We start from the raw sequence: 23,256 nt of genomic DNA, 5'->3' as shown, positions 1-23,256 counted from the left end.
CGGCCCCGCGCCTCAGCGCGCCGGGACCACCAACTCCCAGGTGTCGACGGCGAAGTCGAGCTCCATCCCGTTGTCCCGGTACAGCGCCGGCGCGCCGGTCGCGTTCTCGGTGTCCACCCCGAGGCCGACCCGGGTGTGGCCGCGCTCCGCGTAGAACGCGAAGAAGTACCGCAGCAGGTGGGCGCCGAGGCCGCGGCCGCGGTGCGCGGCGAGCACCCCGATGTTCGACGCCCACGCCTGGTCGGCCCGGTCCGCCCGGGTGCGCAGCACGGCGACGTCGCCGTGCCCGTCGAGTTCGGCGATCCACACCAGCGACCAGTCGGCGCTGCCCGCGCCGATGTCCTCGCACCACTCCTCGTAGCTGCGGGGCCGGAAGTCGTAGTGCTCGGCGAAGGTCTCCTGGAGCAGCCGGTGCACGGCTCGCCGGTCCTCCTCGGTGGCGCAGACCCGCAGGCGCAGGCCCGCAGGGGCCTCCGGGAACGGGTCGGTCATCGGGTCCACCGCGCGGGTCAGCACGTGGTGCCGGCGCACCGTCCGCCACCCCCGGCCGGCCAACGCCCCGGTGTCGACGGTCGGTTCGGCCGTCAGCATCAGGTGCAGCACGGCCCGGTCGGCGCCGTTGCCGCGGGCGAGTTCGGCGCCGCGCGCCTCCATCAGCTCGAACAGGTGCAGCCCCGACCCGGTGTGCCCCGGCAGCAGGTACTGGTCCAGGTCGATCCGCTCCCCCGCCGAGCGGTCCCGCACGATGCCGTACCCGACCAGCTGCCCGTCGGCGTCGTACAGCAGCCACGAGTCGCGCTCCAGGTCCACCGACGGATGGCCGAGGTCCTCCTCGACCTCGTGCAACTCCGTGAACGCGCGCCCCACTTCGATCTCGTCCACCTGGTTGAGCAGCGCGCACACGGCCTCGGCGTCACCGAGTCCTGCCGGCCGCACGGTCATTCCCTCCGGGAGTGCCATGACGTCCCCCTCCTCCACTGTCGACTGCGGTGGCAAACCCGGCCTTTCTACCCGTTCCGACGCTCCCGCCCCAACGGGTTTTCGCACGCGCCCTCGGGGCCCTCCCCCTTGAGCGCCGGTCAGGAGCGGTGCGGCGCCGGTCAGGAGCGGTGCGGCGCCGGTCAGGAGCGGAAGAGCCGCCAGAACGCAGCGGCCACGTCGGCGGGGGGCGCCGGGTGCTCGGCGGTGATCCAGTGCGTGACGACGCCGAGCAGTGCGCCGGCCAGGTAGGCGGCGTGCAGGTCCGCGGGGACGTCGTCGAATCCCGCGGGGCGCGCGCCCTCGCGGAACCGCTCGGTCAGGGCGGCGGTCACCTGCTCGCGCATCCGGCCGGCGAAGCCGGCGCTGCCCTGGTCGCCGAGGACGCGCCGGTGGACGGCCGCCCGGGCCGCGATGTGCTCGAACAGCCCGACCAGGGCGCCGGGGGTGCTGCCGGGCGGCGCGTCGGCCGGGCACAGCCGGACCGCCCGGGCGACCTCGGCGACCTCGCCGTCCATCGCGTCCACCACCAGCGCGTCCGCGTCCGGGTAGTGCTGGTAGACGGTGGCGCGGTTGATGCCGGCGCGCTTGGCCACTGCGGAGACGGTGATCGCGTCCAGGTCCTGTTCGGCGGCCAACTCCAGGAAGGCGTCCCGGAGTCGGGCTCGGGTGCGCTGTACGCGGGGGTCGTCCAGGTTCATGGGCTCAATGTACGACACCCGTCGTGTAAACGACACTTGTTGCTTAACCGACGGGTGTCGCTTACTGTCGTCGGCATGCGCATCGAGATCTGGGCGGACCCGGTCTGCCCCTGGGCCTACATCGGCAAACGACGACTGGACCGGGCCCTCGCCGGCTGGGACGGCGAACCCGTCGAGGTGGTGTGGCGACCGTTCCGCATCGATCCGACGACACCCGTCCCGTCCGTCCCGCACGACGGGTCGACGAAGGAGCAACTGCTCAAGGGCCTCGGCATCCCCGCCGAACGCGACAGCGACAGCGACTGCGGCGACGGCGACGGCGACGGCGACGGACAGGCGTGCACGCCGGGGACCGCCCCCGGGGAGCAGGCGCCCCGGGTCGCCGAGATCGCCGCCGCCGAGGGGCTCGGCCCCCGCTGGGGCGCCGCCTGGCGCGCCAGCAGCCACGACGCGCACCGGCTGCTCGTCCTCGCCCGCCGGCACGGCGGCGCCGCCCTGCAGCACGCCCTGGCCGAAGCCGTCATGAAGGCGCACTTCACCGAGGGCCGCGACATCGGCCACGCCGAGACCCTGGAGCAGCTCGCCGCCGAAGCCGGGTTCCCGGAGGCCGCCGCGCTGCTGGCGGCCGGCGGCGGCGACCAGGAGGTGAAGGAGCTGCTGCTGATCGGCAGGGCCCGGGGCGTCGCCACCTCCCCGACCCTGGTCGTGGGCGGCCGGGCCCTGGCCGGCGCCCAGTCGCCGGAGACGGTCACCGCCTTCCTCCGCGACTCCGCCGGGCAGCCCGAGCGGCGGCTCCCGGCCGAGGTCGAGCGGCTCCGGTACGCCGACGCGCTGCTCGACAGGCGCGACCCGCTGGGCGCGCTGACCCTGCTCCGGCCGCTGCTGGCCGAGCACGGCGACGAGCCCGGCGTGCGGCTGCTGGCCGCCCGCGCGTACTTCGCCTCGGCCCAACTCGGCCGGGCGGCGAGCCTGTTGGAAGAGATCGTCGCCGAATCGCCGGACGACTCCTTCGCCCGGCTGCTGCTCGGCCGCACCCTGACCCGGCAGGGCCGGACGGCGGAGGCCGCCGTCCACCTCTCGCTGGCGGCCGCCATGACGCCCGAGTACGCGAGCTGAGACGGCGCCGCCCCGGGCGGACCGTCGCCGCACGGGCCCGCCCGGGGCGCCGCGTCAGGGCCGCCCGGGTCGCCGCCTCGGTCCTGCCGGGTCGCCGGGTCAGGCCCGCCCCGGCGGCCGGGTGTCGCGCCACCACTGGCGGCCGTCCCGGTCGTCGACGACCACGCCGAGCCTCGCCAGTTCCCCGCGCAGTTCCGCGGCGTCCTTCTCGTCGTCCTTCTTCAGCGCGGCGGCCCGGGCCTTGAGGAGCGCGTCGCCGCCGGCCGGCAGGCCCGGCATGTCCTCGACCCAGCGGCGGTACGCCTCCCGGTAGGGGTCGCCGTCCGGGAGCCACGGGTAGCCGTGGGCCCGGAAGCCCTCGGCGAGCCGGTCGACCGGCGGCAGGTCCGCGCCCTCGCTCCGGTACTCGGCGATCAGTTCCTCGCCCTGCTCGCCGAGCACCACCAGCCGCTTGCGGTCGGCGAACACCCCGCTGACCGCCGCCCTGGGCGCGCTCCGACTGGAGCCGCCCCGAGCGGTCGTGATCCGGTCGCTCTCCACGGTGACGGTGACGTAGCCGTGTTCGGCCATCAGCACGATGACGCCGCCGACCAACGCCCCGACCAGCAGGCTGCCCACGGTCGCCGCCGGTTCGGGTGCCCGGTCGAGCAGTTCCACCGGCCCCCGCCAGGGGATCCACGGCCAGGACACCGCCCGGTGCGCGAGGAGCTTCAGCAGGTATCCGGCCGCGGCCCCGAGGACCGGGAACCCGGCCGCCACCAGCACGCGGTCCGTGGTCCGCTGCCGGACCGTGATCGCCGTGCCCTTGTCGGTCATGTCGGCACTCCCCCTCCAGATGAAACCGTCGAACTGCAAACGATCGTCAGCCATTCGATCGTAATATGGGCGATCGGTCCACCGGGGACCGGATCGGGCGCGGGAGAGGGGATGCCATGAGCACACCGGAGGAGTCCGCGACCGGGGGCGGCCCGGCCGGGCCCGCGCTGCGCCGGGGGATCCCGGTGGGCGCCGAGCAGCAGGTCGCCGCCCTGTACTGGGAGGCGTTCGGGCGCAAACTCGGGCCCGCGCTCGGCCCGCCCGACCGCGGCCGGGCGTTCCTGGCCGCGCACCTGCACCACGACCGGGGCGTGGTCGCGCTCGACGGCACCGGCCGGGTGGTCGGCGTCGCCGGCTACCGGCTCGCGGGGCGCGGCCTGACCGGGGGCTCGGCGCGCGACGTGCTGTCCGCGTACGGCCTCGCGGCGGGGCTGCCCCGGCTGGCCCTGCTCGCGCTGCTCGACCGGGAGCCCGCCGGGGCCGAACTCCTCATGGACGGCATCTGCGTGGCGGCGGCGCACCGGGGCGCGGGCATCGGCGGCCTGCTCCTGGGCGAGATCGCGGCCGTCGCGGCCGAGAACGGCTGCACGCGGATCCGGCTGGACGTGGTCGACACCAACCCGCGGGCCCGCGCCCTGTACACCCGGCACGGCTTCCGTGCCCTGCACACCCGTCGGACCTCGTTCCTGCGGGGCCCGATGGGTTTCGGAGCCGTCACCGCCATGCACCGGTCCGTCGTGCCCGACGGCGCCGGCCGAGGAGGAGCCGCGCCGTGTCCCGGCCTCTGACCGCCCGTGGGGCCGACCGCGTCCGGCGGCCGGAGATCCCCACCCGGCTGCTGGTGCACGCCCTGGTCCGCGAGGACGGGACGGTGGACGCCGCCGAGCTCTACCGCGTCGCCGGCCTCCTCGGCATGACGGACCAGCAGGTCCGACTGTGCGTCAAACGCCTGGTCGCCGAGGAGCGGTTCCGGCAGGACGGGCGGGGGCGCCGGGCCGTCCTGCGGGCCGTGTCCGATGCCGCGACCGGCGCCCTCGCCCCGGACGCCGACCATGTCCGGTACGCCTACCGGCAGGACGCCGGGCTCGAACCCTGGGACGGCGTCTGGCGGTTGTTCGCGTTCGCCGTGCCGGAGGAGCGCCGCGCCGTCCGCGACGCGCTGCGCGGGACCCTGCTGCACCTGGGCGCGGCGCCCCTCCAGGGCGGGCTGTACGTGGCCGCCAATCCGATCGCCGGCCTGGTCGAGGCCCGGGCCCGGCAGCTCGACGCCCTCGGCTCGGTCACCTTCCTCACCAGCACCGACCTGCGGGTGGGCGGCGTCTCCGATCCGGCCGAACTGGCGGCCGCGCTCTGGCCGTTGGACGCGATCGCCGCCCGGTACGAGGATCTCGCGGCGCACGCCGCGGCCGGTGCCGGCCGGCCGGCCCGGTGGGCCGACGGGCCGGGCCCGTCCGGGGCCGAGCGGATCACCGCGGCCCTGGAGCTCGCCGCCGCGTTCAGCACGGCCATGACCCCGGACCCGCTGCTGCCGCCCGAGCTCCTCCCCCGGCCCTGGCCCGGCCGCCGCGCCCGCCGGCTCGCCCGCGCGTGCTGGGCCGCCCTGGGCGCGCTCCCCGCGGAACGCGCCGCCGCCCCGGTTCCGCGCCTGTTCCGCCTCTACGACGAGGCGTTCGCCGCGCCCGAGGAGCCCGAACGGGACGGCCTCCGCAGGTAGTTGATCGGCGGCGCCCGCTCCGCGGGGCGGGCGCCGCCGTCCGGGTGGCTAGCTGAACCGGAACAGCGCGGTGTGCAGGGTGCCGTCGTTCAACCCGAGGGTGAACAGCCGGCAGCTGCCGGCCCAGGCCCGGTCGGTCTTCCACCGGTAGCCGTAGGCACCGGCGGCCGCGTCGTACCGCGGTGCGCCGTCCCCGGCGGTGGCGGCGGGCACGGGCGGGTCGAGCGGCGTGCCGGTGGCGCAGTCGACGCGGGTCACGGTCGGGTAGTCGCGGGCGATGACGTCGGGGCCGCGGTCGCCGCCGAGGCCGAACGTCACCGGGACCGCCCGGCCGGCGTTCATCCGGTTGACGGCGGGCGGGTCGGCGACCGGCGGCCGGAAGCCGCCGAACGGGTACTCGTAGGTGTACCGGGCGCCGGCGGCGGGGGTGCTGGTGCCGGCCGGGGTGGTCACCGTGACGTCGACGGCGCCGCCGGGCCGGGCGGGGGCGGTCGCCCGGAGGGTGGAGTCGTTGACCACGGTGACGCCGGTCGCCGGTGTGGTGCCGAACAGCACCTGCCGGGCGCCGGCCAGGTGGGTGCCGACGATCGTGACGGTGTTGCCGCCCGCCTGGGGCCCGTGGCCGGCCCGCACCCCGGTCACGGCGGGCGCGACGGTGGCGACGGCCAGGCCGTACGGGGCACTGCCGGTGTCGACCGTACGGGTGACGGTCCGGGTGGCGGTGTCGATCACCGACAGCGTGCCGGCGCGGCTGTTGGCCACGAAGGCGGTGCCGCCCGCCGGGTCGACGAGCACGCCGACGGGGGTGGCGCCGACCGCGACCGTGTCGGTGACGCCGGGTCCGCTCGCCGTGTCGATCACCGACACCGTGTCCTCGTTCTGGTTCGCCACGTAGACGTGCGCGCCGTCCGGGGTGACCGACACCCCGCCGGGACCGGCCCCGACGGGGACGACGCCGCTGACCGTGTTGGTGGCGGTCTCGATCACCGAGACGTTGTTGCTGGCGTAGTTCGCCGCGTAGACCCGGCCGCCGTCGGGCGAGACCGCCACCGCGGCCGGCATCCGGGCCCGGCTGTCGACGATGGTCTCGCTCAGGCTGTTGGTGGCCGTGTCGATCACCGAGACCGAGCCGCCGATCAGGTTCGCGACGTACGCGTGGGCGCCGTCGGGAGCGACGGCGATGCCGAACGGCTGGCTGCCGACGGTCACCGTGGCGGTGACCGTCCGGGTCGCCGTGTCGATGACGTCGACGCCGCCGGCCCGCGCGCTCACGTAGTGCCCGACGTACGCGTGCGTCCCGTCGGGGGAGAACGCCACCGGCCCGGGCAGCCGGCCGACCGGGATCGTCGAGGCGACCGCGCCGGTGGCGGTGTCGATCACGGACACCGTGTCGCTGCCGTTGTTGACGACGTACGCCTCGCCGCCGTCCGGGGAGACCGCCACCGCCTGGGGGTAGGCGCCGACCGGCACGGTGGCGACGGCCGAGGCGGTCGCCGGGTCGTAGGCCGTGACCGAGTTCGCGCGCGAGTTGGCGATCCAGACCAGGCGGTGCGCCGGGGCCTCGTCGGCCGCGTGCGCCGAGGACACCGGCACGACCGCGGTGAGGGCTCCGAGCGCGCCGGCCGCCGAGGCGACCGCGGCCCGGTGCCGCAACCCTCGAGGACGGCCCGGCGATCCGGCCCGCCCGCTGGGGAGCGCTGTCATGTGACTCCACCTCTCTGCTCGGCGCACCGTCCGGGGACCGTCCCGCGGTGCGCCGTGGGGACTGTGGGGGTGCGGGGTGCAGGGGGGAGCCCTCGGGACCAGCCTGGCGCACCGGGGCGCTTCGCACCAGACCGCGTGTCCGCACAACTCGCGTCACACGTCCCGTGGTTGACGCCCCGACGGTGCTCCTTCCGCGCTCCCGTCAGGCGCTGGCGCGGTGGGCGTACGGGCGGTCGGGGCAGCGCGGGCAGGTGAACAGGTGGAGGCCGCCCATGTCGCCGATCATCAGGTCCGCCGCGCGCTGGACCGCCGCCCGCTCCTCGTACGGCAGGTCCCAGATCTCGCCGACGGCCGGGGCGTCCTCGACCGGGAGCCAGGTGCGCCAGGTCTCGCCGTCGAACTCGGCGCTGGCGACGGACAGCAGGTGCTCCATTCGCGCCCCGCACTCCGGGCAGTCGGGCCAGTCCGGGTCCTGGCTCCAGGTGGGGTAGCCGCCGGCCTTCGTCCCGTCCGCGACCGACAGGTGGTACTCGTACGACCAGCCGGTCTCCTCCTCGACCTGCTCGAACCGGTCCGCCAACTCCTCGGACAGGCTCTCCGGCAGGTCCCAGGACGGGTAGTCGGCGACCCGCTCGGGGTGCAGGACGCACGGCTCGGGCAGGTACGAGGAGTGCGCGCCGTCCGGGCGGGGCGGGTCGGCCGGGGCGAGGTCGGCGCGGGAGCCGTCCCACCAGTACACCTCCGGCCGCGGCGCGTACCCCTCCTCGTGGTCGAACGGGCACCACAGCACCTGCAGCACGTCCGTGCCCTCCGGGTACGGCAGTTCGGGCACGTCGGCGGCCAGCAGCTGCAGCACCGGCACCAGCGGAACGGGGCCCGCACCGCGCGGCGGCGCGTACCCGGCCCGCGGGTGGTCGTCCGTGCAGTGCGGCCACGGCTCGGTGCGCGGCCACCGCACCGGGCCGCCGAGCGAACTCTCCCCCGGCCCCGGCTCCCCGCGCCTGGGGTGCAGCCGCACCGCCTCCCGCCGCAGCGGCCCCACCTCGGGGAACCGCCCTTCGACATCCAGCGGGCGGGGCGGAGTGGTACGCACCATCGGAACGAACTCCCTCGGGCAGCTCCTGACGCGGCGCCAGGAATCGGACGGCATGGATCCGGCAGGCAGCGTATCCCCGACGCACGACAGCGCCCCTGCCCGGACTCCGGCCCGAGCCGGCGACCGACAAGCCGTCCGGCACTGTCGGCCGGGGCGCCGAGGGCCCGGCACCTGAGCCGCCCCGGCCGGCCCGGCTACCCTCGTGTCTCCGAACCTGCCGCCGAGGAGGCGCCGATGACCGACCCGGATGCCGAACTCGCGTCCGCGCTCGATGCGTTCGCGGCCCTGCTGGCCGATGTCGGGGGACGGCGCGACCAGGGGAGCCACGAGCAGGTGGAGTCCGCCCGCCTCCTCCTCGGCGAGGCCCTGGCGGCGGACCGGGCGCGGACCGCGCGGCTCGCCGGCCGGGTGCTTCGCCTGCTGGTCCTGGAGCGGTGCGCAACCAGTCAGTTGGTGCATCCGCTGATCGCGGCGATCGGCAGCCGGGCCACCCTCGCCGCCCTGCTGCGCTCGGCCGGCGAGGGGAGTTGGGCACACAGGGCGAACGCCTGCAGCGCCGCGTACTGGGTCGCGGTGCGGCACGAGCCGGTGCCGTTCGACGCCCTGCGGGAGCTGGCGCGGACCGATCCCGGGCGGGCGCGGGAGCAGCTCGCCGAGGCCGTGGGGCGGGCCCGGGCGAACGTCGACCCGCTGACCGACCTGTGGCCACGGCTGTGGCTGGCCGCGGCCGTATGTTTCACCGCCTGCGACGAACCGGAGGTGCGGCGGACCGTGCAGACCGCCTTCCCCCTGGAGCACCCCCGCCACCTGCCGCAGGCCGGCCCGCTGCTGGCCGCAGCCCGCCGGATCGCGGAGGACGACCCGCGCACCTGGTACCGGCTGCTGAACGGCTCGACCGGCTACGGCGCGGCCGTCGGCGGATCCTGAACGACGCCCGCGGCGTGGTCCGACGTCGCGTCGGCGCGGGCCGTCCGGGCGGGGGAACGAGAAAGACCCGCAGATCCGGAGATCTGCGGGGCTTCGCCGTGCGCGAGGGGGGAGTTGAACCCCCACGCCCTTTCGGGCACTGGAACCTGAATCCAGCGCGTCTGCCTATTCCGCCACCCGCGCATGGGTGTTGGTCGCTTTCTGCGGTTTCGCTTCGTTCGACCTGTTGAGAAGCTTACCGCATGTCCCGGGGGCCTCCGCCCACCCCCTTGCCGCGGGGCGTCACAATGGCCGACATGAGAGTGATCTTCACCGTGGCCGGGGCCGTGCTGCTGGCGGCGACGGCGGGCAGCATCCTGCGGACGCTGGTGGTGCCGCGCGGCCTGTACTCGGCGCTGGTGATCCGGCTGTGGTCGGTGCTGCGGCGCGTGGTCCGGGCGGTCGCGGCGCCGTTCGGCGGGTACCGGGCGATCGACCGGGCGCAGACCTGGCTGGCGCCGCTGATCCTGCTGGGGATGCTGGGGTGCTGGCTGCTGTCGACGCTGGTGGCGTACACCATGCTGCTGGTGGGGACGTCCGAGCTGCCGTGGAGGGTGGCGTTCCGGGAGGCCGGGTCGAGCCTGTTCACGCTGGGCTTCGCCAGCGGCGACCGCCTGCACCTGTCGGTGATCGACTTCCTGGCGGCGGCCAACGGGCCGCTGATCATCGCGCTGCTGATCGCCTACCTGCCGACCCTGTACGGGGCGTACAACCGGCGGGAGTTGGAGGTGACGCTGCTGCAGTCGCGGGCGGGCGAGCCGGCCTGGGGGCCGGAGCTGCTGGCCCGGCAGACCCTGGTGGGGACGGAGAGCGAGCTGCCGGAGCTGTACCGGGACTGGGAGCGGCTGGCCGCGGACCTCGGCGAGGGCCACTCCAACTACCCGGTGCTGATCTCGTTCCGCTCCCCGCAGCCGTACCGCAGCTGGGTGGTGGGCCTGATCGCGGTGATGGACGCGGCGGCGATGCAGCTGGCGCTGAACCCCCGTTCGGCCCCGCCGGAGGCGCGGCTGCTGCTGCGCGCCGGGTTCACGGCGCTGCGCGACATCGCGACCGCGCTGCGGATCCCGTTCGAGGCGGACCCGGACCCGGACGGGCCGATCCGGCTGACCTTCGAGGAGTTCGACGCGGCGGTGGCGTGGGTGACGGCCGCCGGGCTGCGGTTGGAGCGCCCGGTGCGCGAGGCCTGGCCGCACTTCCGCGGCTGGCGGGTCAACTACGAGGAGATCGCCTACGAGTTGGCCCGCCGCGCGGACGCGGTGCCGGCGCTGTGGACGGGGCCGCGGGACTTCCCCGCCACCCCGATCCCGCCGCGCCGCCCGGCCGACCGCCGCCCCGCCAACCCCTGACGGAACGCCCGGCCCGGCCGAGCCGGGACGCCAGGACCCGGCGGGACGCCGAGCCCTGACGGGCCGTCGATCAGCGGTGCCGGCCCAGCAGCTGCTCCTCGGCCTGCGCCAGCACCTCCACCACCCGCCGCCCGAAGCGGACGTCGCACGGGTGCGGGGTGCCGGTCGCGGCGGCGGCCAGCAGCGCGTCGACCGCCCGTCCGAACGCGGCGGTGGGCGGCCCGTCCCGGTCGGGCAGGCCGGTGACGCCGGCCGTGCCGCGCAGCTCGACGCCCGCGCCGTTCGCGGAGGCCTCGGCGGGGGCGGTCAGGCTGAGCGTGACGGTGCTGGAGGCGCCGCCCGCGTGACGGAGGATCAGGTGCGCGGTGTCGCCGGGGCCGGGCGCGGCGGTGACCCGCTCGACGTCGCCGAGGACGGGCAGCAGGACCGACAGGGCGTGCGGGCCGACGTCCCAGAGCGCGCCCTTCTGCTGCCGCCAGGGGGAGGCGGCGTACGGGCTGTCGGTGGTGAACACCGAGCCGATCCAGTGGCAGTGCGCGGTGAACCAGCCGCCGCGGTCGGACTGTTCGTCGATCCACTCGGCCTGCTTGGTGCCGAACCGGACGGTGAAGAACACCACCGAGGCGACGCCGGACGCGGCGGCCGCGTCCTCGACGGCGCGGGCGGCGTCCACCGTGGCGGCGACCGGCTTGTCCAGCAGCAGGTGCTTTCCGGCGGCGGCGGCGCGCACCGCGTACTCGGCCTGGACGTCCGGCGGCAGCGCGATGGCGACGGCGTCCACCGAGGCGAGCAGCTCGTCCACGGTCGGGTACCCGCGGACGCCGTGCGCGGCGGCGAGTTCGGCGGCGGCCTCGGGGCGGCGGCCCCAGATTCCGGTGAACTCGACGTCCGGGTGGGCGGCCAGCGCCGGGGCGTGCACCAGGCCCGCCCAGGGGCCGGTGCCGAGCAGTCCGATCCGCACGGCCGTCAGCCCTCGACCCGGATCAGGGTGAAGCCGTCGTAGCCGCGGCTGCCGACGGTCTGCACGGTGGTGGCGTCCAGCCGCTTGTCGCCGGCGATCAGCTCGTGCAGCTGCTGGACGCCGCGCACCGCCGCGTCGGTGCTCTGCTCGTCGGCGAGTTCGCCGTCGCGCACCACGTTGTCGACCACGAACACCGAGCCGGGCCGGGTGAGGGCCAGCGACGCCTCCACGTAGTGCGGGATGTTGGCCTTGTCGGCGTCCACGAACACCAGGTCGTACGGTTCGACGCCCTCCTCGGTGAGCTGCTGGAGGGTGTCGCGGGCGGCGCCGACCCGGACCTCGACGCGGTCGCCGAGGCCGGCCCGCTCCAGGTTGGCGACGGCGACCTCGGCGTGCGCCGGGTCGAGTTCCAGCGTGGTCAGGGTGCCGTCGGCGGGCAGCGCGCGGGCCAGCCAGATCGCGCTGTAGCCGGCCAGCGTGCCGATCTCCAGGATCCGCCGGGCGCCCTGCATGCGGGCCAGCAGGTTCAGCAGCTTGCCCTGGTTGGCGGCCACCGCGATCTGCGGCAGCCCGGCCCGGTCGGCGGCCTCGACGGCCGCGTCCAGCACCTCGTCCTCGCCGATCAGCCGGGCGGCGACGTAGTCGTCCACCGCGGTCCACAGCTGCATCGGGTTCTCCTGCACGGTCATTCCCCACCTCCGTGATCGCTTGGCGGTGCGACCCTACTCCTTGCCCCGCGTCCGGTGGCCCCGAACACGACGAGACCGCCGCGTCCTCGGGGACGAGGCGGTCTCGATCGGGTTCTCGTCGGCGGTCAGTCGGTGAGGGTCTCGGCGAGCGGTTCGCCGCTCTTGCCGCCGGACTGCTCGGGGTGCTCGGCGCGCGACTTCTTCGCCCGCCACTTGAGCACCAGCGCCGAGCCGACGCCGAACACGGCGGCCGCGCCGAGGCCGATGTACGAGGCGCCCTGCAGGTACTCCTCGGCGACCTTGCCGACCTGGTAGACCAGCAGCGTGGTGCCGCCCGCCCAGACCACGCCGCCCAGCACGTTGGCGATCAGGAACTTCCAGTACGGCATCCGCAGGGTGCCGGCCAGCGGGCCCGCGAAGATCCGCAGCAGCGCGACGAAGCGGCCGAAGAAGACCGCCCACATGCCCCAGCGGTGGAACGCCCGCTCGGCGGTGGCCAGGTGGTCGGGCCCGAAGTGCTTGGGGAAGCGGCGGCCGAGCTTCTCGAACAGCGGCCGGCCGCCCTTGTGGCCGATCGCGTAGCCGATCGAGTCGCCGATGATCGCACCGGCGATCGCGCAGCCCGCGACGCCCCACGGGCTGACGATGCCCTTGGCGGCGAGCAGCGCGGAGGAGACCAGGGCGATCTCTCCGGGCAGCGGGATGCCGAGACTCTCCAGGCCGATGATCAGTCCGATGATCACGTACACCGAGGTCGGCGGAACGCTCTCGATCCACTGGTCGAGGTGCAAGGCGGAGTACCTCCGTCGGGGCAGGGCAGTCGGGGCGATGGACAGGCGGCCGGCACGCGGGCGGCGCACGGGAAAACCCCGGTGAAGAGCCGAGGCCGGGCCAGCCTAGCCGCTCCCGGGGCGCACGCCGAGCGCCTCCCCCGGCGGCCGTCGGCGGCCGCTTCCACCGGGCTCCCCACCCGCTCACCCGCACTGCGTCCAACTCCCGAACCGGCCCGGTTCGTTCCCGGTCCGAGGGTGATGTTCGGCGCACCCGCCGGGCCTGTTCCCGGGCCCCGGGCGGACCCCATACTCCGTCACCGGACGGCACGACCTCGGGGAGGAACCATGACCACGGCAGCGGCGGCGGCAGGCACCTGGCGGCTGGGTGACCTGACGGTGAACCGGCTGGGCTACGGCGCGATGCGGCTCACCGGCAACGGCATGATGGGCAACTCGGACGGCCCGCCGATCGACCGCGGACACGCCGTCCGGCTGCTGCACAGCGCGTTCGAGCAGGGCGTGGACCACGTCGACACGGCGTCCTTCTACTTCTCCCCGCTGCGCTCCGCCAACGAGTTGATCAACCGGGCGGTCGCCTCCTGGCGCGGGAGCCCGGTGACGGTGGTCACCAAGGTCGGCCCGGGCCGCACCCCGTCCGGCGAGTGGCAGACCATGGCGCGGCCGGACGAGCTGCGCGGCCAGGTCGAGGAGAACCTGCGCCAGCTCGGCCGGGACTGCCTGGACGTGGTCAACCTGCGCCGCAACGGGCCCGGCTGCGACTCGGTGTCCGAGCACTTCGGGGCGCTCGCCGAGCTGCGGGAGGCCGGGCTGGTCCGGCACCTGGGGCTGTCCAACGTCCGCGCCGAGCACATCCGGGAGGCGCGGGAGATCGCGCCGGTGGTGTGCGTGCAGAACTCCTTCGGCCTGGACTGGCGGCGGGCGGAGGAGAACGGCGTGCTCGGCCTCTGCGCCGAACTGGGCATCGCCTTCGTCCCGTTCTTCGCGATCTCCGGCCTGCACCGGGAGGCCGCGGCGGTCGCCGAGCAGGACCGCCGGGTCGCCGCGGTGGCCGCCGAACTGGACGCCACCGCGGCGCAGGTCCGGCTCGCCTGGACGCTGCACCGCGGCCCGCACGTCCTGGCCATCCCGGGCACCACGAACCCCGCCCACCTGGCCGAGAACCTGGCCGCCGCGGCGCTGCGCCTGACGGACGCTCAGCTGGCGCTGCTGGACGGCCCGGTCGGCTGAGCCACCCACGCCGGGAGGGCCTCGCGGCGCCGGAGCCAGTCGGCGGGGACGTCGGCCAGGCCGGTGCGGGCGGCGACCACGCCGCCGGTGATGGCACAGGTGGTGTCGACGTCGCCGAGGCCCTCCGCGGTGGTCCACAGCGCGTCGGTGAGGCTGTCCAGGTGGTGGGCGGCGGACCACAGCGCGAACGGCACGGTGTCGGAGGCGCGGATCCGCTGCCCGTTGCCGAGCAGGTCGGCGGCGCGCCACGGCGCCGTCCCGGGCGAGAGGGCGACGGCGGCGAGCACGCCGTCGCGGATCGCCCCGTCCGGGGTGCGGGCGGCGACCTCGCGCAGCAGGTCCGCGCCGTCCGGGCCGTCGCCGAGCAGCCTGCTGCGGGCGGCGAGGGCGGCGGCGACCGCGACGGCGACGGCCCCGGCGATGCCCTCGGGGTGGGTGTGGGTGACCTCGGCGGACCGGCCGGCCTGTTCGACGACCTCGTCGAGGTCCTCGGCGAACCAGGCGCCGAGCGGGGCGACGCGCATGGCCGCGCCGTTGCCGAGGCTGCCCTGCCCGTCGAAGAGTTCGCGGGCCTCGGTCACCCACCGCTCGGGGCGTTCGGCGAGGACGGGCAGCAGCCGGGTCATGCCGTAGCCGTAGCCGCGGGCCGGGTCGGCGAGGAAGGTGGCGCCGAACATCGCGGCCAGCTGGGTGCGGTTGATGCCGTCCTGGTCGATCAGGGCGCGGTGGACGGCGAGCGCCATCGCGGTGTCGTCCGTCCAGTGCCAGGGCGATTCCTCGGGCGCCCGGCGGGCCTTGATCTGCTCGATCGCCTCGGCGGGCGGGCGGAACCGCCCGAACCAGCGTTCGCCGAAGGCGTCGCCGAGCGCCACCCCCTCCAGGGCGTCGCGCGCAGCCTGCCGGGCGGTGGTGGTGGTCGTCATGCGGGCCATCCTGGCACCGGCGCCCCGGGGCCACACCGGATTTCCGCGGCCGCCGTCGGTACCCGACGGGTCGTCAGACCTTCGGCAGCCGGCGCAGGTCCTGGTGGAAGCCGGTGCCGCGACGGGCTGACTGCGCCGTGTGCCGCCGTCAGCCCGCCGTGGCGCCGGCGGGTTCAGGACGGCTCGACGCAGTACAGCGCGGCCCTGACCTGCTCGGCGTCCGGCGTGCCGGCTCCGCGCACCCGGAGGGTGACCTGCTCGCCGGGCAGCAGGGTGGTCAGGCCCCGGTCGGCGGTGGCGTCGGGGTGCAGGCGGTCGGGCTGGAGCAGCAGGTCCCGGAGCAGGGTGCGGGCGGTGATCCGGACGTCCACCGCGCCGTCCCCGGCGTCCGTCAGGTCGAGGTCGAACTCCGGCCGCGGGTAGGGGAAGTCCCGGTCGGGGACGGGGAAGTGGACGGCCCGCAGGCCGTCCGCGTCGGCCACCAGGTACTCCTTCTCCGACCCGGTCTCCACCGCCAGTCGGCGGACCGTCCCCGGCTCGACGGTCACCTCGGCGGTGCTGTCGGCGAGGAGGTTCCCGTCGGCGTCCAGGCGGCGCAGCCGGAGGGCGGTGGTCCAGGGCCGGGCGGACTGGTTGACCAGGGCGGCCCGGGGCGGGCCGTCGCGGTCGGCGGGCTGGAGGGTGAGCAGCCGGTCGGCGTAGAGGCGGCGCAGTTCGTGGTGCAGGGGCTTGGGCCGGCCGTCGCCGTCGATCGCGGCCCAGGAGGAGACCGGCCAGCAGTCGTTGAGCTGCCAGACGACGGTGCCGGCGCAGTGCGGCCAGTGGGAGCGCCAGTGTTCGATGCCGGTGGCGACGGCGCGGGCCTGGACGACCTGGGTGAGGTAGTGCCAGCGGTCGAAGTCGGCGGGCACGTCGAAGTGCCGCTCCAGGCCGCGGCGGAGTTTGCCGTTGCCGTCGCCGGCCTTCTGGTGGTGCAGCATGCCGGGCGAGTCGGGCGCGAGGGTCTCGTCGGGGAGGGCGCGGCGGAGGGTGGCGTGGGTGGGCGGGGCCTGCCAGCCGAACTCGGCGACGAACCGGGGGACGGTGGCGCGGTACTCCGCGTGGTCCTGACGGTTCCACACGTCCCAGGAGTGGTGGGTGCCGTGGTCGACGTCGTTGGGGTGGTGGTCCCAACTGCCGGACCAGGGGCTGCCGGCGCAGTAGGGGCGGGTGGGGTCGAGTTCGGCGACGATCCGGGGCAGCAGGCCGAGGTAGTAGCCCTCGCCCCAGGAGTCGCCGTTGAGCTTCTCCTCCCAGCCCCAGTCGCGGAAGCCCCACAGGTTCTCGTTGTTGCCGTTCCACAGCACCAGCGAGGGGTGCGGCATCAGGCGGACCACGTTGTCGCGGGCCTCGGCCTCGATCTCGCCGCGCAGCGGCTGTTCCTCGGGGTAGGCGGCGCAGGCGAACGGAAAGTCCTGCCAGACCATCAGGCCGAGTTCGTCGCACAGGTCGTAGAACGCGTCCTGTTCGTAGATGCCGCCGCCCCAGACCCGGATCAGGTCGATGTTGGCGTCGACGGCCTGGAGCAGCCGGGTGCGGTAGCGGGCGGGGGTGACGCGGGTGATCAGGGTGTCGTCGGGGATCCAGTTGGCGCCGCGGACGAACAGCGGCCGGCCGTTGACGGCCAGGGTGAAGGGGGTGCCGGTGGCGTCGGGGGTGCGGTGCAGTTCGACCGTGCGGAAGCCGATCTGCCGCTGCCAGGCGTCGAGTTGCCGGTCGCCGTCGGCCAGCGTCAGGGCGAGTTCGTGGCGCGGCTGTGCGCCGTGGCCGCGCGGCCACCAGAGCGCGACGTCGTCGGCCGTCAGCACGAGCACGGCGCGGTCGCCGTCGAACTCGGCCTCGGCGTGCGCGCCGGCCACGGTGGCGCGGGCGGTGAGCGGGCGGCCGGCGCCGGTGGCGGTGCGTTCGACGGTGAGGTGCAGTTCGACCCGGCCGGTGGTGCCGTCGACCGTGACCAGCGGGCGGACGTCGGCGATCCGGGCGACGGACCAGTGTTCGAGCCGGACGGGCTTCCAGATCCCGGCGGTGGGCAGGGTCGGGCCCCAGTCCCAGCCGAAGCTGCTGGCCATCTTGCGGATGTACTGGAACGGCTCCGGGTACTCGTTCGGCCGGTCGCCGACGAGCCTGCGGACCCGCTCGGCCTCGGTGTAGGCGCTGGTGAACCGGACCGTCAACTCGCCGGCCAGGCCGGTGGCGTCGAAGCGGTGGCGGCGGTGCATGTTGCGGGTGGTGCCGAGTTCGGTGCCGCCGAGGGTGACGGTGGCGACGGTGTCCAGGCCGTCGAAGACCAGGTCGGTGCGCTCGTGGGCGCTGCGGTGCTCCGGCAGGTCGAGGCGGTACGTCCAGTCCTGCCGGCCGACCCAGGCCACGTCCAGTTCGTTGGCGTTCAGGTACGGGTCCGGTATCAGGCCGGCGGCCAGCAGGTCGGTGTGGACGCAGCCCGGCACCGTCGCGGGCACCGACTCCCCGTCGTGGTGCAGGTTCCAGCCCTGGTCGAGCGGGGTGGTGTCCTTCATCCGGCAGCTCCTCGGTGGCAGGTGTGCGGCGCGAGCAGCACCGTAACCCCGCCCCGAACGGCGTGTCCACGAACCGGTCCGGCCGCCGCCCCGCCCGCCCCGGCGGGCGGAACGGGGCAGGTGGCGACCCCACCGGCCGTCAGTACGTGCTGCAGGCCGCGCCGTTCAGCGTGAAGGCGGTCGGCACGCCGTTGGTGCCGGCCGTGGAGGTGCCGCTGAAGCCGAAGCCGATGCTTCCGCCGGCCGGGATCACCGTGTTGTACCCGCTCGGGTTGCTGGCAGTGACCTGTCGGCCGGACTGCGCGCCCACCGCGTTCCACGTGTTCGTCAGCTGCTGCGCGCCGGGGAAGGAGAACACCAGCTGCCAGCCGTTGACGGCGGTGCTGCCGGTGTTCTTGACGGTGACGTCCCCGTTGAAGCCGCTGCCCCAGTCCGTGAGGCCGTAGTGCACGGCGCAACTCCCGCCCGGCGAGGGGCTGCCGGCGCTGGTGCTCGGGCTGGGGCCGGGACTGGCGCTGGCGCTCGGACTCGGGCTGGAAGCGCCGCCGCCCAGGCCGGACTTGGCGCGCATCCGGTCCGAGTGGGCGCGGAACACGGACAGTTCGGGCGCCCCGTACTGCACGCCGAACGTGCCGTCCACGGCGGCGTCCTCGTACCACCAGAACGCGCTGCCGTCGCCGCCGGCCGCCTCGAAGTCCGGGTAGAGCTGCGACCACCAGGCCGACCGGTCCACCCCGTTCACGTTGAACTCGCCCATGAAGAACGGCTTTCCGACCTTGTCGTGCGAGTCGGAGATCCAGGACCGGATCAGCGCCTTGGTCCGGTCGACGCCCAGGCCGGCCCAGGACTCGGTCGGGTACGGGTGCGCCGAGGTGTAGTCGAGGTACGGCGACTGCTGCACGTACACGAACGGGTTGCCCTCGTCGCCGCCGAAGCCGTACCCGCTGCCGTGGCCCTCCAGCCCGGCGCCCAGCAGGTGCCTGGAGTCGATGGACTTGACGTACGCGCCCATCTCGTCCACCCAGGCGCGCAGCGTGGTGCCGTTGACGTTCTCGGCGGCGCTCTGGTCCTGGTAGCGCGGCTCGTTCATCAGGTCCCAGGCGAAGATGGTCGGGTCGTCCTTGTACGCGACGCCGCTGTAGTGGTTGACCCGGTTGAGCGCGTGGTCCAGGTAGTTCTTGTACGAGGTGAAGCAGCCCGGGCAGCGGGTCCGGTCGAAGAACGCGGCCCGGCCGGGCTGCCCGCCGGGCAGGCCCTCCCACCGGAGCCGGGTGTCGATGCCGCCGTACGCCTCCCAGTAGTTCTCCAGCACCGGGACCAGCCGCACGTGGTGGGCCTTCGCGGACTGGATGATGTAGTCGAACTCGGAGAACTCCTGCTCGTCGTAGACGCCCTTGGACTTCTCGAAGCCGTGCCAGTCCTCGTGGCTGAACATCCACAGCCGCAGCACGTCGATCCGGTCGGCCTGCAGGTGCGCGAACTGGGCGTCGATCCGGGCCTTGTCCATGAACTGCGTCTCGGTGTCGCCGTAGCTGCCGCCGTAGGTGAACACGTCGTAGGTGTTGGCGCCCGCGAAGTAGTACTCCTTGCCGTTCAGGCAGAAGTGGATGCCGCACCGGGTGGCGAAGGCGTCCGCCGGGTCGGCCCGCGCGGTGCCGGCGCGGCCGACCGCGAGGCCGGTCACGGCGAGGACGGCGGCGAGCAGCAACGCCGTCGGCGCCAGGCGGTCGACGCGCCGCCGACGCCGGGGGCGGAGTCGGAGTCGGGGTCGGAGTCGGAGTCCGTGGTGCACGCTTCTCCCTTTCGTCCCGGGTGGGTGGGTGGGTGGTGCTCCGCCGGCTCCGGCGGGGCGGTGCGAGACCCGACGGGCCCGGCCGGTCGGCCGGGGCAGCGGCGGGCCGAACGTACGGGCGCCCTCCGGCACCGTCAACGGGACCCGGCGGCCCGTCAGGCCCCGTGGCCGGCGGCAGGCATCCGGCCTCGGCCGCACGCCGGCCGCGCGGGCGCCCGGCCCTGAAACTTTCACCGTCCCGGCCTGCGGATAGGGTCGGCGGGCAGCCGATCCCGAGGAGTACGCACCATGCTGTCGCCGGACGCACTCGACCAGGTCGACTGGGCCGCCCTGTCGCACGCGTACGGGTCGGCCGAGGACGTCCCCGACCTGATCCGCGCGCTGTACCTGCCGGACGCGGCGGCGCTCGACGAGGCGGTGCACGAGCTGTTCGGCACGGTCCACCACCAGGGCAGCGTCTACCCGGCCTCCGGCCCCGCCGTGCCGTTCCTGGCCCACGCCGCCCGGCACGGCGCCGGCCGCCGGGCGGACCTGCTGCTGCTCCTGGCCCTGATGGCCGGTCACGAACCGGACCAGGTCGGCTCGGCCCGCTGGGAGCGCAGCCCGGTGGCGGGTGTCTGCGCCGAACTCTCCCGCGCCCTGCCCGACCTGCTCCCCTGCCTGGCCGACCCCGACCCGGCGGTCCGGCAGGCCGCGCTGCGGGTGGTCGCGGCCGTCGCCGACCTGCTGCCCGACCTCGACGGCGCCGCCTCCCCCGTCGCCGCGCGGTACGCGTCCGACCCGGCGCCCCCGGTGCGCGCCGACGCCGTACTGGCCCTCGGCGCACTCGGGCACCCGGCGGTCGGACTGGACCACGAGTGGCCCGAAGTGCGCCTGGCCGCGGCGGTGCTGATCGCCGAGCGGGACGGGCCGCCGTACCCGCCGGAGGCCGTCTCGGCCCTGTCCGCCGACGGCGCGCGCCCGCCGTGGGGCATGCCGTGGGCGGACGGCCGGAACCTGGACGCCCGGCTGACCGACCTGCTGGCCCTCGACCCGGACGCGGCGCTCGCGGTCGCCGCCCGCTGGATCGCCGCCGGCGACGAGGGCACCCGGGGCTCCTGGCTGGCCGAACGGATCGTCGAGACCTGGCGCGACCGCGAACCCGAAGTGCTGGAGCTGCTGGTGGCCGCCCTCCCCCACCAGCGCGACGGGGGCGCCGCCCGCCTGCGCACCGTCGCCCACTGGATCGAGCACCTGCCCGCCCCGCACGCCGCCCTGCGCGACACCCTGCACGCCCGCGCGGCCGCCTCGCCGTCCGCGCTCCTGGGCCTGCTGCGCGCCCGCGACCCCCGCGCGCTCGACCTGCTGCCGGCCGACCCGGATCCGCAACTCCTCGCCGAAGCCGTCCGGTTGATGCCTTCCGCCGGCGACCGGCTGATACCCCTGGTCCGCCGCCGGCTGGCCGCTGCGGACCACCCCGACCCGTCCCTGGTCGCCCTCCTGCCCACGCTCGGCGAGCCGGCCCGCGCCGCCGTCCCCGAACTCCTCGCCCGCCTGCGCACCGGCGACCGGCACACCGCCGTCGTGGCCGCCCGCACCCTCCGCCGACTGGGCACCGCCACGCCCGAGCTCCTCGACGCCGAGGACCTCGGACTCCGCCTCGCCGCCGCCGTCACCCACCATCACCTCACCGGCGACGCCGTCCCCGCCCTCGCCGCGTTCCGCGAACTGCTCACCTCCACGGCCCAACCCGCCTGGGAGCCCGCCGACATGGCCTCCCTGGGCGCGGCGGCCGCACCCCTCCTCCCGCTGCTCGAACCCCTCCTCACCAGCCGCCGCGCGCACCAGCGCCTCGCCGCCGCCGACGCCCACCACCGCCTCACCGGCTCCCCCGACCGGGCCGTCCCCGTCCTCGCCGCCCTGGTCGCCCCCGACGAGCTCGGCCTGTCCGCCCTCCACTCCCTGGCCGCCGCCGGCCCCCTCCCCGACAGCCTCCGCCCGCTCCTCCGCGGCCTCGCCTTCTCGCCCCACCGCCTCGCCCCCGACCACCCCCTCGCCCCCACCGGCGGCGGCCACACCGACCGCGAACTCCGCACCCTGGCCCTGTCCCTGCTCACCACGCCGACCGGGAGAGAAGCCGGGCCGCCCGCACCCCCGGAGCCGGCGGCTGCGACCATGCGACCGTGAACGAACACCTCCCCGACGGCTGGACGATCGAGCGGGTCCGCGACGCGTCCGGCGTCGCCGAAGCGGATCTGCTCCCCCTCGAACGACTCGTCGTCATCGAGCAGCCCGGTGCCGCCGACTACGACGTCCTGCGGCCCGACCTCATCCTCGCCTTCCACGACCTGTGCCTCGCCCGAGTCGGTGACGAGTGGCTCATGGGGCACCTGGACCAGGACGGGTCCGTCATCTGCTGGGCCTCGTACGGCCCCGACCTGGCCGGAGCGATCCGCGGCCTGTGAGCCGTGAGGAGCTGCTGACGGCCACTCGGATTCCGACGGCGGCGGCCACCTCGCAGTAACCAATCCGATGATCCAGCTCGTCATACTGTCGAACGGTCCGCCAGCCGGGTGGCCGTACGGCGGAGGGGAGCGGCGAGCGATGACGGACCGACAGCGCGCGGGCGGGGTGCGGAGCAGAGCCGTCAGGGTCGCGGTGGGGGTGGTCGCGGCCGGCGCGGTCACCGCGCTCGGCGTGAGCCTGGCCACCGGCGGCAGTTCCGCTCCGGCGCAGCAGTCCCTCTCCGCGGCCGGGCCGACCCCGTCCGGGTCGACCAGCCCTGCGGCGCCCAGCGCTTCGCCCTCACCCGGCTGGGACGGCAAGGTGAAGGTGATCGGCGACGGCTCGACGTCCGACACGGGGCCGCAGCCGAACCAGCTGAAGGCCGAGAAGCTGAAACCCGGGGAGAAGCCCCCGCAGTTCGTGGTGTTCTCCTGGGACGGCGCGCTGGAGAACGACGACCACCTGTTCTCCCGGTTCCGGAAACTGGCGAAGCAGAACAACGCGACGATGACGTTCTTCCTCACCGGGATCTACCTGCTCCCGCAGGAGAAGCACGACCTCTACCGGCCGCCGCAGCACGACCGGGGCAGCGCCGCCATCTCCTTCCCCACCGACGGGCACGTGAAGGAGACGCTGGAGCAGCTGCGGCTGGCCTGGCAGGACGGCGACGAGATCGGCACCCACTTCAACGGCCACTTCTGCGGGCCGAAGGGCGGCGGCGACTGGAGCGTCGACGAGTGGCGCAGCGAGATCGAGCAGGCGTACTCCTTCGTCACCAACTGGAGGACCAACACCGGTTTCGCCGGCGAGGCTCCGCTGCCGTTCGACTTCCGCAAGGATCTCGCGGGTGGTCGCGCGCCCTGCCTGGAGGGCCAGAAGAACCTGGTCGCGGCGGCGAAGGACCTCGGCTGGCGCTACGACGCGAGCTCCCCGGGCGAGTTCCAGGTCTGGCCGTCGAAGACCAACGGGGTGTGGAACTTCCCGCTCCAGCTGCTCCCGTTCGGTGACAAGCAGGTGCTGTCGATGGACTTCAACTTCCTCGCCAACCAGTCCGGCGACAGCACCCAGGGCGACCCGCGGAAGTACAACGCCTGGGAGAAGCAGACCCGCGAGGGCTATCTCGACGGGTTCGAGCGGGTCTACAACGGCAGCCGGGCGCCGCTGTTCATCGGGAACCACTTCGAGACCTGGAACGGCGGCATCTACATGCAGGCGATCGAGGACGTGATGAAGACCGTCTGCAAGAAGGACGGCGTGCGCTGCGTCTCGTTCAAGGAGCTCGCGGACTGGCTGGACGTCCAGGACCCGAAGGTCCTGGACCAGCTCCGCCGGCTCGACCCGGCCCAGGCGCCGGACTGGCCGAGCTACCTCAAGTAGCCTTCGGCGCGCGGCAC

Annotated in this window: 20 protein-coding genes and 1 tRNA gene; 9 read left to right on the top strand and 12 right to left on the bottom strand. The window is 75.0% G+C overall.

Annotated features, from left to right (window positions below; all coding sequences use genetic code 11):
- Window positions 1-12: 12 nt before the first annotated feature.
- Together ACFV1L_RS29950 and ACFV1L_RS29945 are read right to left on the bottom strand one after the other, a co-directional pair.
- The gene (locus tag ACFV1L_RS29950; RefSeq protein WP_380371679.1) at window positions 13-960 is read right to left on the bottom strand and encodes a GNAT family N-acetyltransferase; all 948 of its coding nucleotides are present in this window, start codon (window positions 958-960) and stop codon (window positions 13-15) included.
- A 161-nt stretch (window positions 961-1,121) separates the two neighbouring features.
- Window positions 1,122-1,679: a TetR/AcrR family transcriptional regulator gene (locus ACFV1L_RS29945; protein ID WP_380371677.1), complete on the bottom strand. Its 558-nt coding sequence runs from the start codon at window positions 1,677-1,679 to the stop codon at window positions 1,122-1,124.
- Between the two features lie 75 nt (window positions 1,680-1,754).
- Here ACFV1L_RS29945 and ACFV1L_RS29940 point away from each other — a divergent pair, with 75 nt between their 5' ends.
- Window positions 1,755-2,795, top strand: a complete 1,041-nt coding sequence (locus tag ACFV1L_RS29940; RefSeq protein WP_380371674.1) for a DsbA family protein — start codon at window positions 1,755-1,757, stop codon at window positions 2,793-2,795.
- A gap of 99 nt (window positions 2,796-2,894) precedes the next feature.
- Here the strand turns inward: ACFV1L_RS29940 and ACFV1L_RS29935 are convergent, their stop codons facing one another.
- Window positions 2,895-3,611, bottom strand: a complete 717-nt coding sequence (locus ACFV1L_RS29935) for a hypothetical protein (protein WP_380371671.1) — start codon at window positions 3,609-3,611, stop codon at window positions 2,895-2,897.
- A 116-nt stretch (window positions 3,612-3,727) separates the two neighbouring features.
- Between ACFV1L_RS29935 and ACFV1L_RS29930 the strand changes: the two genes are divergently transcribed.
- Both ACFV1L_RS29930 and ACFV1L_RS29925 read left to right on the top strand, forming a co-directional pair.
- Window positions 3,728-4,399: a GNAT family N-acetyltransferase gene (locus tag ACFV1L_RS29930; protein ID WP_380371668.1), complete on the top strand. Its 672-nt coding sequence runs from the start codon at window positions 3,728-3,730 to the stop codon at window positions 4,397-4,399.
- Window positions 4,384-5,325 carry a PaaX family transcriptional regulator C-terminal domain-containing protein gene (locus ACFV1L_RS29925; RefSeq protein WP_380371665.1) on the top strand — a complete coding sequence of 314 codons (942 nt, stop codon included), beginning with the start codon at window positions 4,384-4,386 and terminating at the stop codon, window positions 5,323-5,325. The genes ACFV1L_RS29930 and ACFV1L_RS29925 overlap by 16 nt, the downstream gene beginning before the upstream one ends.
- Before the next feature lie 48 nt (window positions 5,326-5,373).
- Here the strand turns inward: ACFV1L_RS29925 and ACFV1L_RS29920 are convergent, their stop codons facing one another.
- Both ACFV1L_RS29920 and ACFV1L_RS29915 read right to left on the bottom strand, forming a co-directional pair.
- Window positions 5,374-7,029 carry a PxKF domain-containing protein gene (locus ACFV1L_RS29920; protein ID WP_380371663.1) on the bottom strand — a complete coding sequence of 552 codons (1,656 nt, stop codon included), beginning with the start codon at window positions 7,027-7,029 and terminating at the stop codon, window positions 5,374-5,376.
- A 202-nt stretch (window positions 7,030-7,231) separates the two neighbouring features.
- Window positions 7,232-8,125, bottom strand: coding sequence for a DUF1963 domain-containing protein (locus ACFV1L_RS29915; protein ID WP_380371661.1), 894 nt, complete (start codon window positions 8,123-8,125; stop codon window positions 7,232-7,234).
- A gap of 234 nt (window positions 8,126-8,359) precedes the next feature.
- Between ACFV1L_RS29915 and ACFV1L_RS29910 the strand changes: the two genes are divergently transcribed.
- Complete coding sequence (locus ACFV1L_RS29910; protein WP_380371658.1) at window positions 8,360-9,052, top strand: hypothetical protein; 693 nt, start codon at window positions 8,360-8,362, stop codon at window positions 9,050-9,052.
- Window positions 9,053-9,151: 99 nt separating this feature from the next.
- Here the strand turns inward: ACFV1L_RS29910 and ACFV1L_RS29905 are convergent.
- Window positions 9,152-9,235: transfer RNA gene (locus ACFV1L_RS29905), tRNA-Leu, on the bottom strand.
- 113 nt (window positions 9,236-9,348) lie between these two features.
- Here ACFV1L_RS29905 and ACFV1L_RS29900 point away from each other — a divergent pair.
- On the top strand, window positions 9,349-10,437 hold the full coding sequence (locus ACFV1L_RS29900; protein ID WP_380371655.1) for a hypothetical protein: 1,089 nt from the start codon (window positions 9,349-9,351) through the stop codon (window positions 10,435-10,437).
- A gap of 70 nt (window positions 10,438-10,507) precedes the next feature.
- Here the strand turns inward: ACFV1L_RS29900 and ACFV1L_RS29895 are convergent, their stop codons facing one another.
- The 3 genes from ACFV1L_RS29895 to ACFV1L_RS29885 all read right to left on the bottom strand — a co-directional run bounded on the left by ACFV1L_RS29895 (window position 10,508) and on the right by ACFV1L_RS29885 (window position 12,878).
- Complete coding sequence (locus ACFV1L_RS29895; RefSeq protein WP_380371653.1) at window positions 10,508-11,398, bottom strand: Gfo/Idh/MocA family protein; 891 nt, start codon at window positions 11,396-11,398, stop codon at window positions 10,508-10,510.
- A 5-nt stretch (window positions 11,399-11,403) separates the two neighbouring features.
- Window positions 11,404-12,087, bottom strand: a complete 684-nt coding sequence (locus tag ACFV1L_RS29890; protein ID WP_380371651.1) for an O-methyltransferase — start codon at window positions 12,085-12,087, stop codon at window positions 11,404-11,406.
- A gap of 125 nt (window positions 12,088-12,212) precedes the next feature.
- Window positions 12,213-12,878 carry a DedA family protein gene (locus ACFV1L_RS29885; RefSeq protein WP_380371649.1) on the bottom strand — a complete coding sequence of 222 codons (666 nt, stop codon included), beginning with the start codon at window positions 12,876-12,878 and terminating at the stop codon, window positions 12,213-12,215.
- A gap of 327 nt (window positions 12,879-13,205) precedes the next feature.
- Between ACFV1L_RS29885 and ACFV1L_RS29880 the strand changes: the two genes are divergently transcribed.
- Window positions 13,206-14,108 carry an aldo/keto reductase gene (locus ACFV1L_RS29880; protein ID WP_380371646.1) on the top strand — a complete coding sequence of 301 codons (903 nt, stop codon included), beginning with the start codon at window positions 13,206-13,208 and terminating at the stop codon, window positions 14,106-14,108.
- On the opposite strand, the gene ACFV1L_RS29875 is transcribed toward ACFV1L_RS29880, so the two are convergent.
- From ACFV1L_RS29875 to ACFV1L_RS29865, 3 genes are all read right to left on the bottom strand, one after another.
- Window positions 14,075-15,040, bottom strand: coding sequence for an ADP-ribosylglycohydrolase family protein (locus ACFV1L_RS29875; protein WP_380371644.1), 966 nt, complete (start codon window positions 15,038-15,040; stop codon window positions 14,075-14,077). The two genes, ACFV1L_RS29880 and ACFV1L_RS29875, sit on opposite strands and share 34 nt — an antisense overlap.
- Before the next feature lie 164 nt (window positions 15,041-15,204).
- On the bottom strand, window positions 15,205-17,586 hold the full coding sequence (locus ACFV1L_RS29870; RefSeq protein WP_380371641.1) for a glycoside hydrolase family 2 protein: 2,382 nt from the start codon (window positions 17,584-17,586) through the stop codon (window positions 15,205-15,207).
- A 139-nt stretch (window positions 17,587-17,725) separates the two neighbouring features.
- A complete protein-coding gene (locus ACFV1L_RS29865) occupies window positions 17,726-19,378 on the bottom strand; it encodes a cellulose binding domain-containing protein (RefSeq protein WP_380371638.1) in 1,653 nt (550 codons plus the stop codon).
- Window positions 19,379-19,666: 288 nt separating this feature from the next.
- Between ACFV1L_RS29865 and ACFV1L_RS29860 the strand changes: the two genes are divergently transcribed.
- From ACFV1L_RS29860 to ACFV1L_RS29850, 3 genes are all read left to right on the top strand, one after another.
- Window positions 19,667-21,544, top strand: coding sequence for a HEAT repeat domain-containing protein (locus tag ACFV1L_RS29860; protein ID WP_380371636.1), 1,878 nt, complete (start codon window positions 19,667-19,669; stop codon window positions 21,542-21,544).
- Window positions 21,541-21,822: a hypothetical protein gene (locus ACFV1L_RS29855; RefSeq protein ID WP_380371634.1), complete on the top strand. Its 282-nt coding sequence runs from the start codon at window positions 21,541-21,543 to the stop codon at window positions 21,820-21,822. The genes ACFV1L_RS29860 and ACFV1L_RS29855 overlap by 4 nt, the downstream gene beginning before the upstream one ends.
- Window positions 21,823-21,961: 139 nt before the next feature.
- Window positions 21,962-23,239, top strand: coding sequence for a hypothetical protein (locus ACFV1L_RS29850; RefSeq protein ID WP_380371632.1), 1,278 nt, complete (start codon window positions 21,962-21,964; stop codon window positions 23,237-23,239).
- Window positions 23,240-23,256: the final 17 nt, after the last annotated feature.

The organism is Kitasatospora sp. NPDC059646 (assembly GCF_042734615.1).
Taxonomy (GTDB): domain Bacteria; phylum Actinomycetota; class Actinomycetes; order Streptomycetales; family Streptomycetaceae; genus Kitasatospora.
This window is presented reverse-complemented; position numbering and strand designations above follow the sequence as displayed.

Bases quoted from the DNA above. Each gene is read 5' to 3' on its own strand.
- ACFV1L_RS29910 (WP_380371658.1), top strand. From the start codon at position 8,360: ATGACCGACCCGGATGCCGAACTCGCGTCCGCGCTCGATGCGTTCGCG.
- ACFV1L_RS29875 (WP_380371644.1), bottom strand. From the start codon at position 15,040: ATGGCCCGCATGACGACCACCACCACCGCCCGGCAGGCTGCGCGCGAC.
- ACFV1L_RS29880 (WP_380371646.1), top strand. From the start codon at position 13,206: ATGACCACGGCAGCGGCGGCGGCAGGCACCTGGCGGCTGGGTGACCTG.
- ACFV1L_RS29920 (WP_380371663.1), bottom strand. From the start codon at position 7,029: ATGACAGCGCTCCCCAGCGGGCGGGCCGGATCGCCGGGCCGTCCTCGA.
- ACFV1L_RS29860 (WP_380371636.1), top strand. From the start codon at position 19,667: ATGCTGTCGCCGGACGCACTCGACCAGGTCGACTGGGCCGCCCTGTCG.
- ACFV1L_RS29930 (WP_380371668.1), top strand. From the start codon at position 3,728: ATGAGCACACCGGAGGAGTCCGCGACCGGGGGCGGCCCGGCCGGGCCC.
- ACFV1L_RS29890 (WP_380371651.1), bottom strand. From the start codon at position 12,087: ATGACCGTGCAGGAGAACCCGATGCAGCTGTGGACCGCGGTGGACGAC.
- ACFV1L_RS29870 (WP_380371641.1), bottom strand. From the start codon at position 17,586: ATGAAGGACACCACCCCGCTCGACCAGGGCTGGAACCTGCACCACGAC.
- ACFV1L_RS29850 (WP_380371632.1), top strand. From the start codon at position 21,962: ATGACGGACCGACAGCGCGCGGGCGGGGTGCGGAGCAGAGCCGTCAGG.
- ACFV1L_RS29950 (WP_380371679.1), bottom strand. From the start codon at position 960: ATGGCACTCCCGGAGGGAATGACCGTGCGGCCGGCAGGACTCGGTGAC.
- ACFV1L_RS29945 (WP_380371677.1), bottom strand. From the start codon at position 1,679: ATGAACCTGGACGACCCCCGCGTACAGCGCACCCGAGCCCGACTCCGG.
- ACFV1L_RS29940 (WP_380371674.1), top strand. From the start codon at position 1,755: ATGCGCATCGAGATCTGGGCGGACCCGGTCTGCCCCTGGGCCTACATC.
- ACFV1L_RS29900 (WP_380371655.1), top strand. From the start codon at position 9,349: ATGAGAGTGATCTTCACCGTGGCCGGGGCCGTGCTGCTGGCGGCGACG.
- ACFV1L_RS29915 (WP_380371661.1), bottom strand. From the start codon at position 8,125: ATGGTGCGTACCACTCCGCCCCGCCCGCTGGATGTCGAAGGGCGGTTC.
- ACFV1L_RS29935 (WP_380371671.1), bottom strand. From the start codon at position 3,611: ATGACCGACAAGGGCACGGCGATCACGGTCCGGCAGCGGACCACGGAC.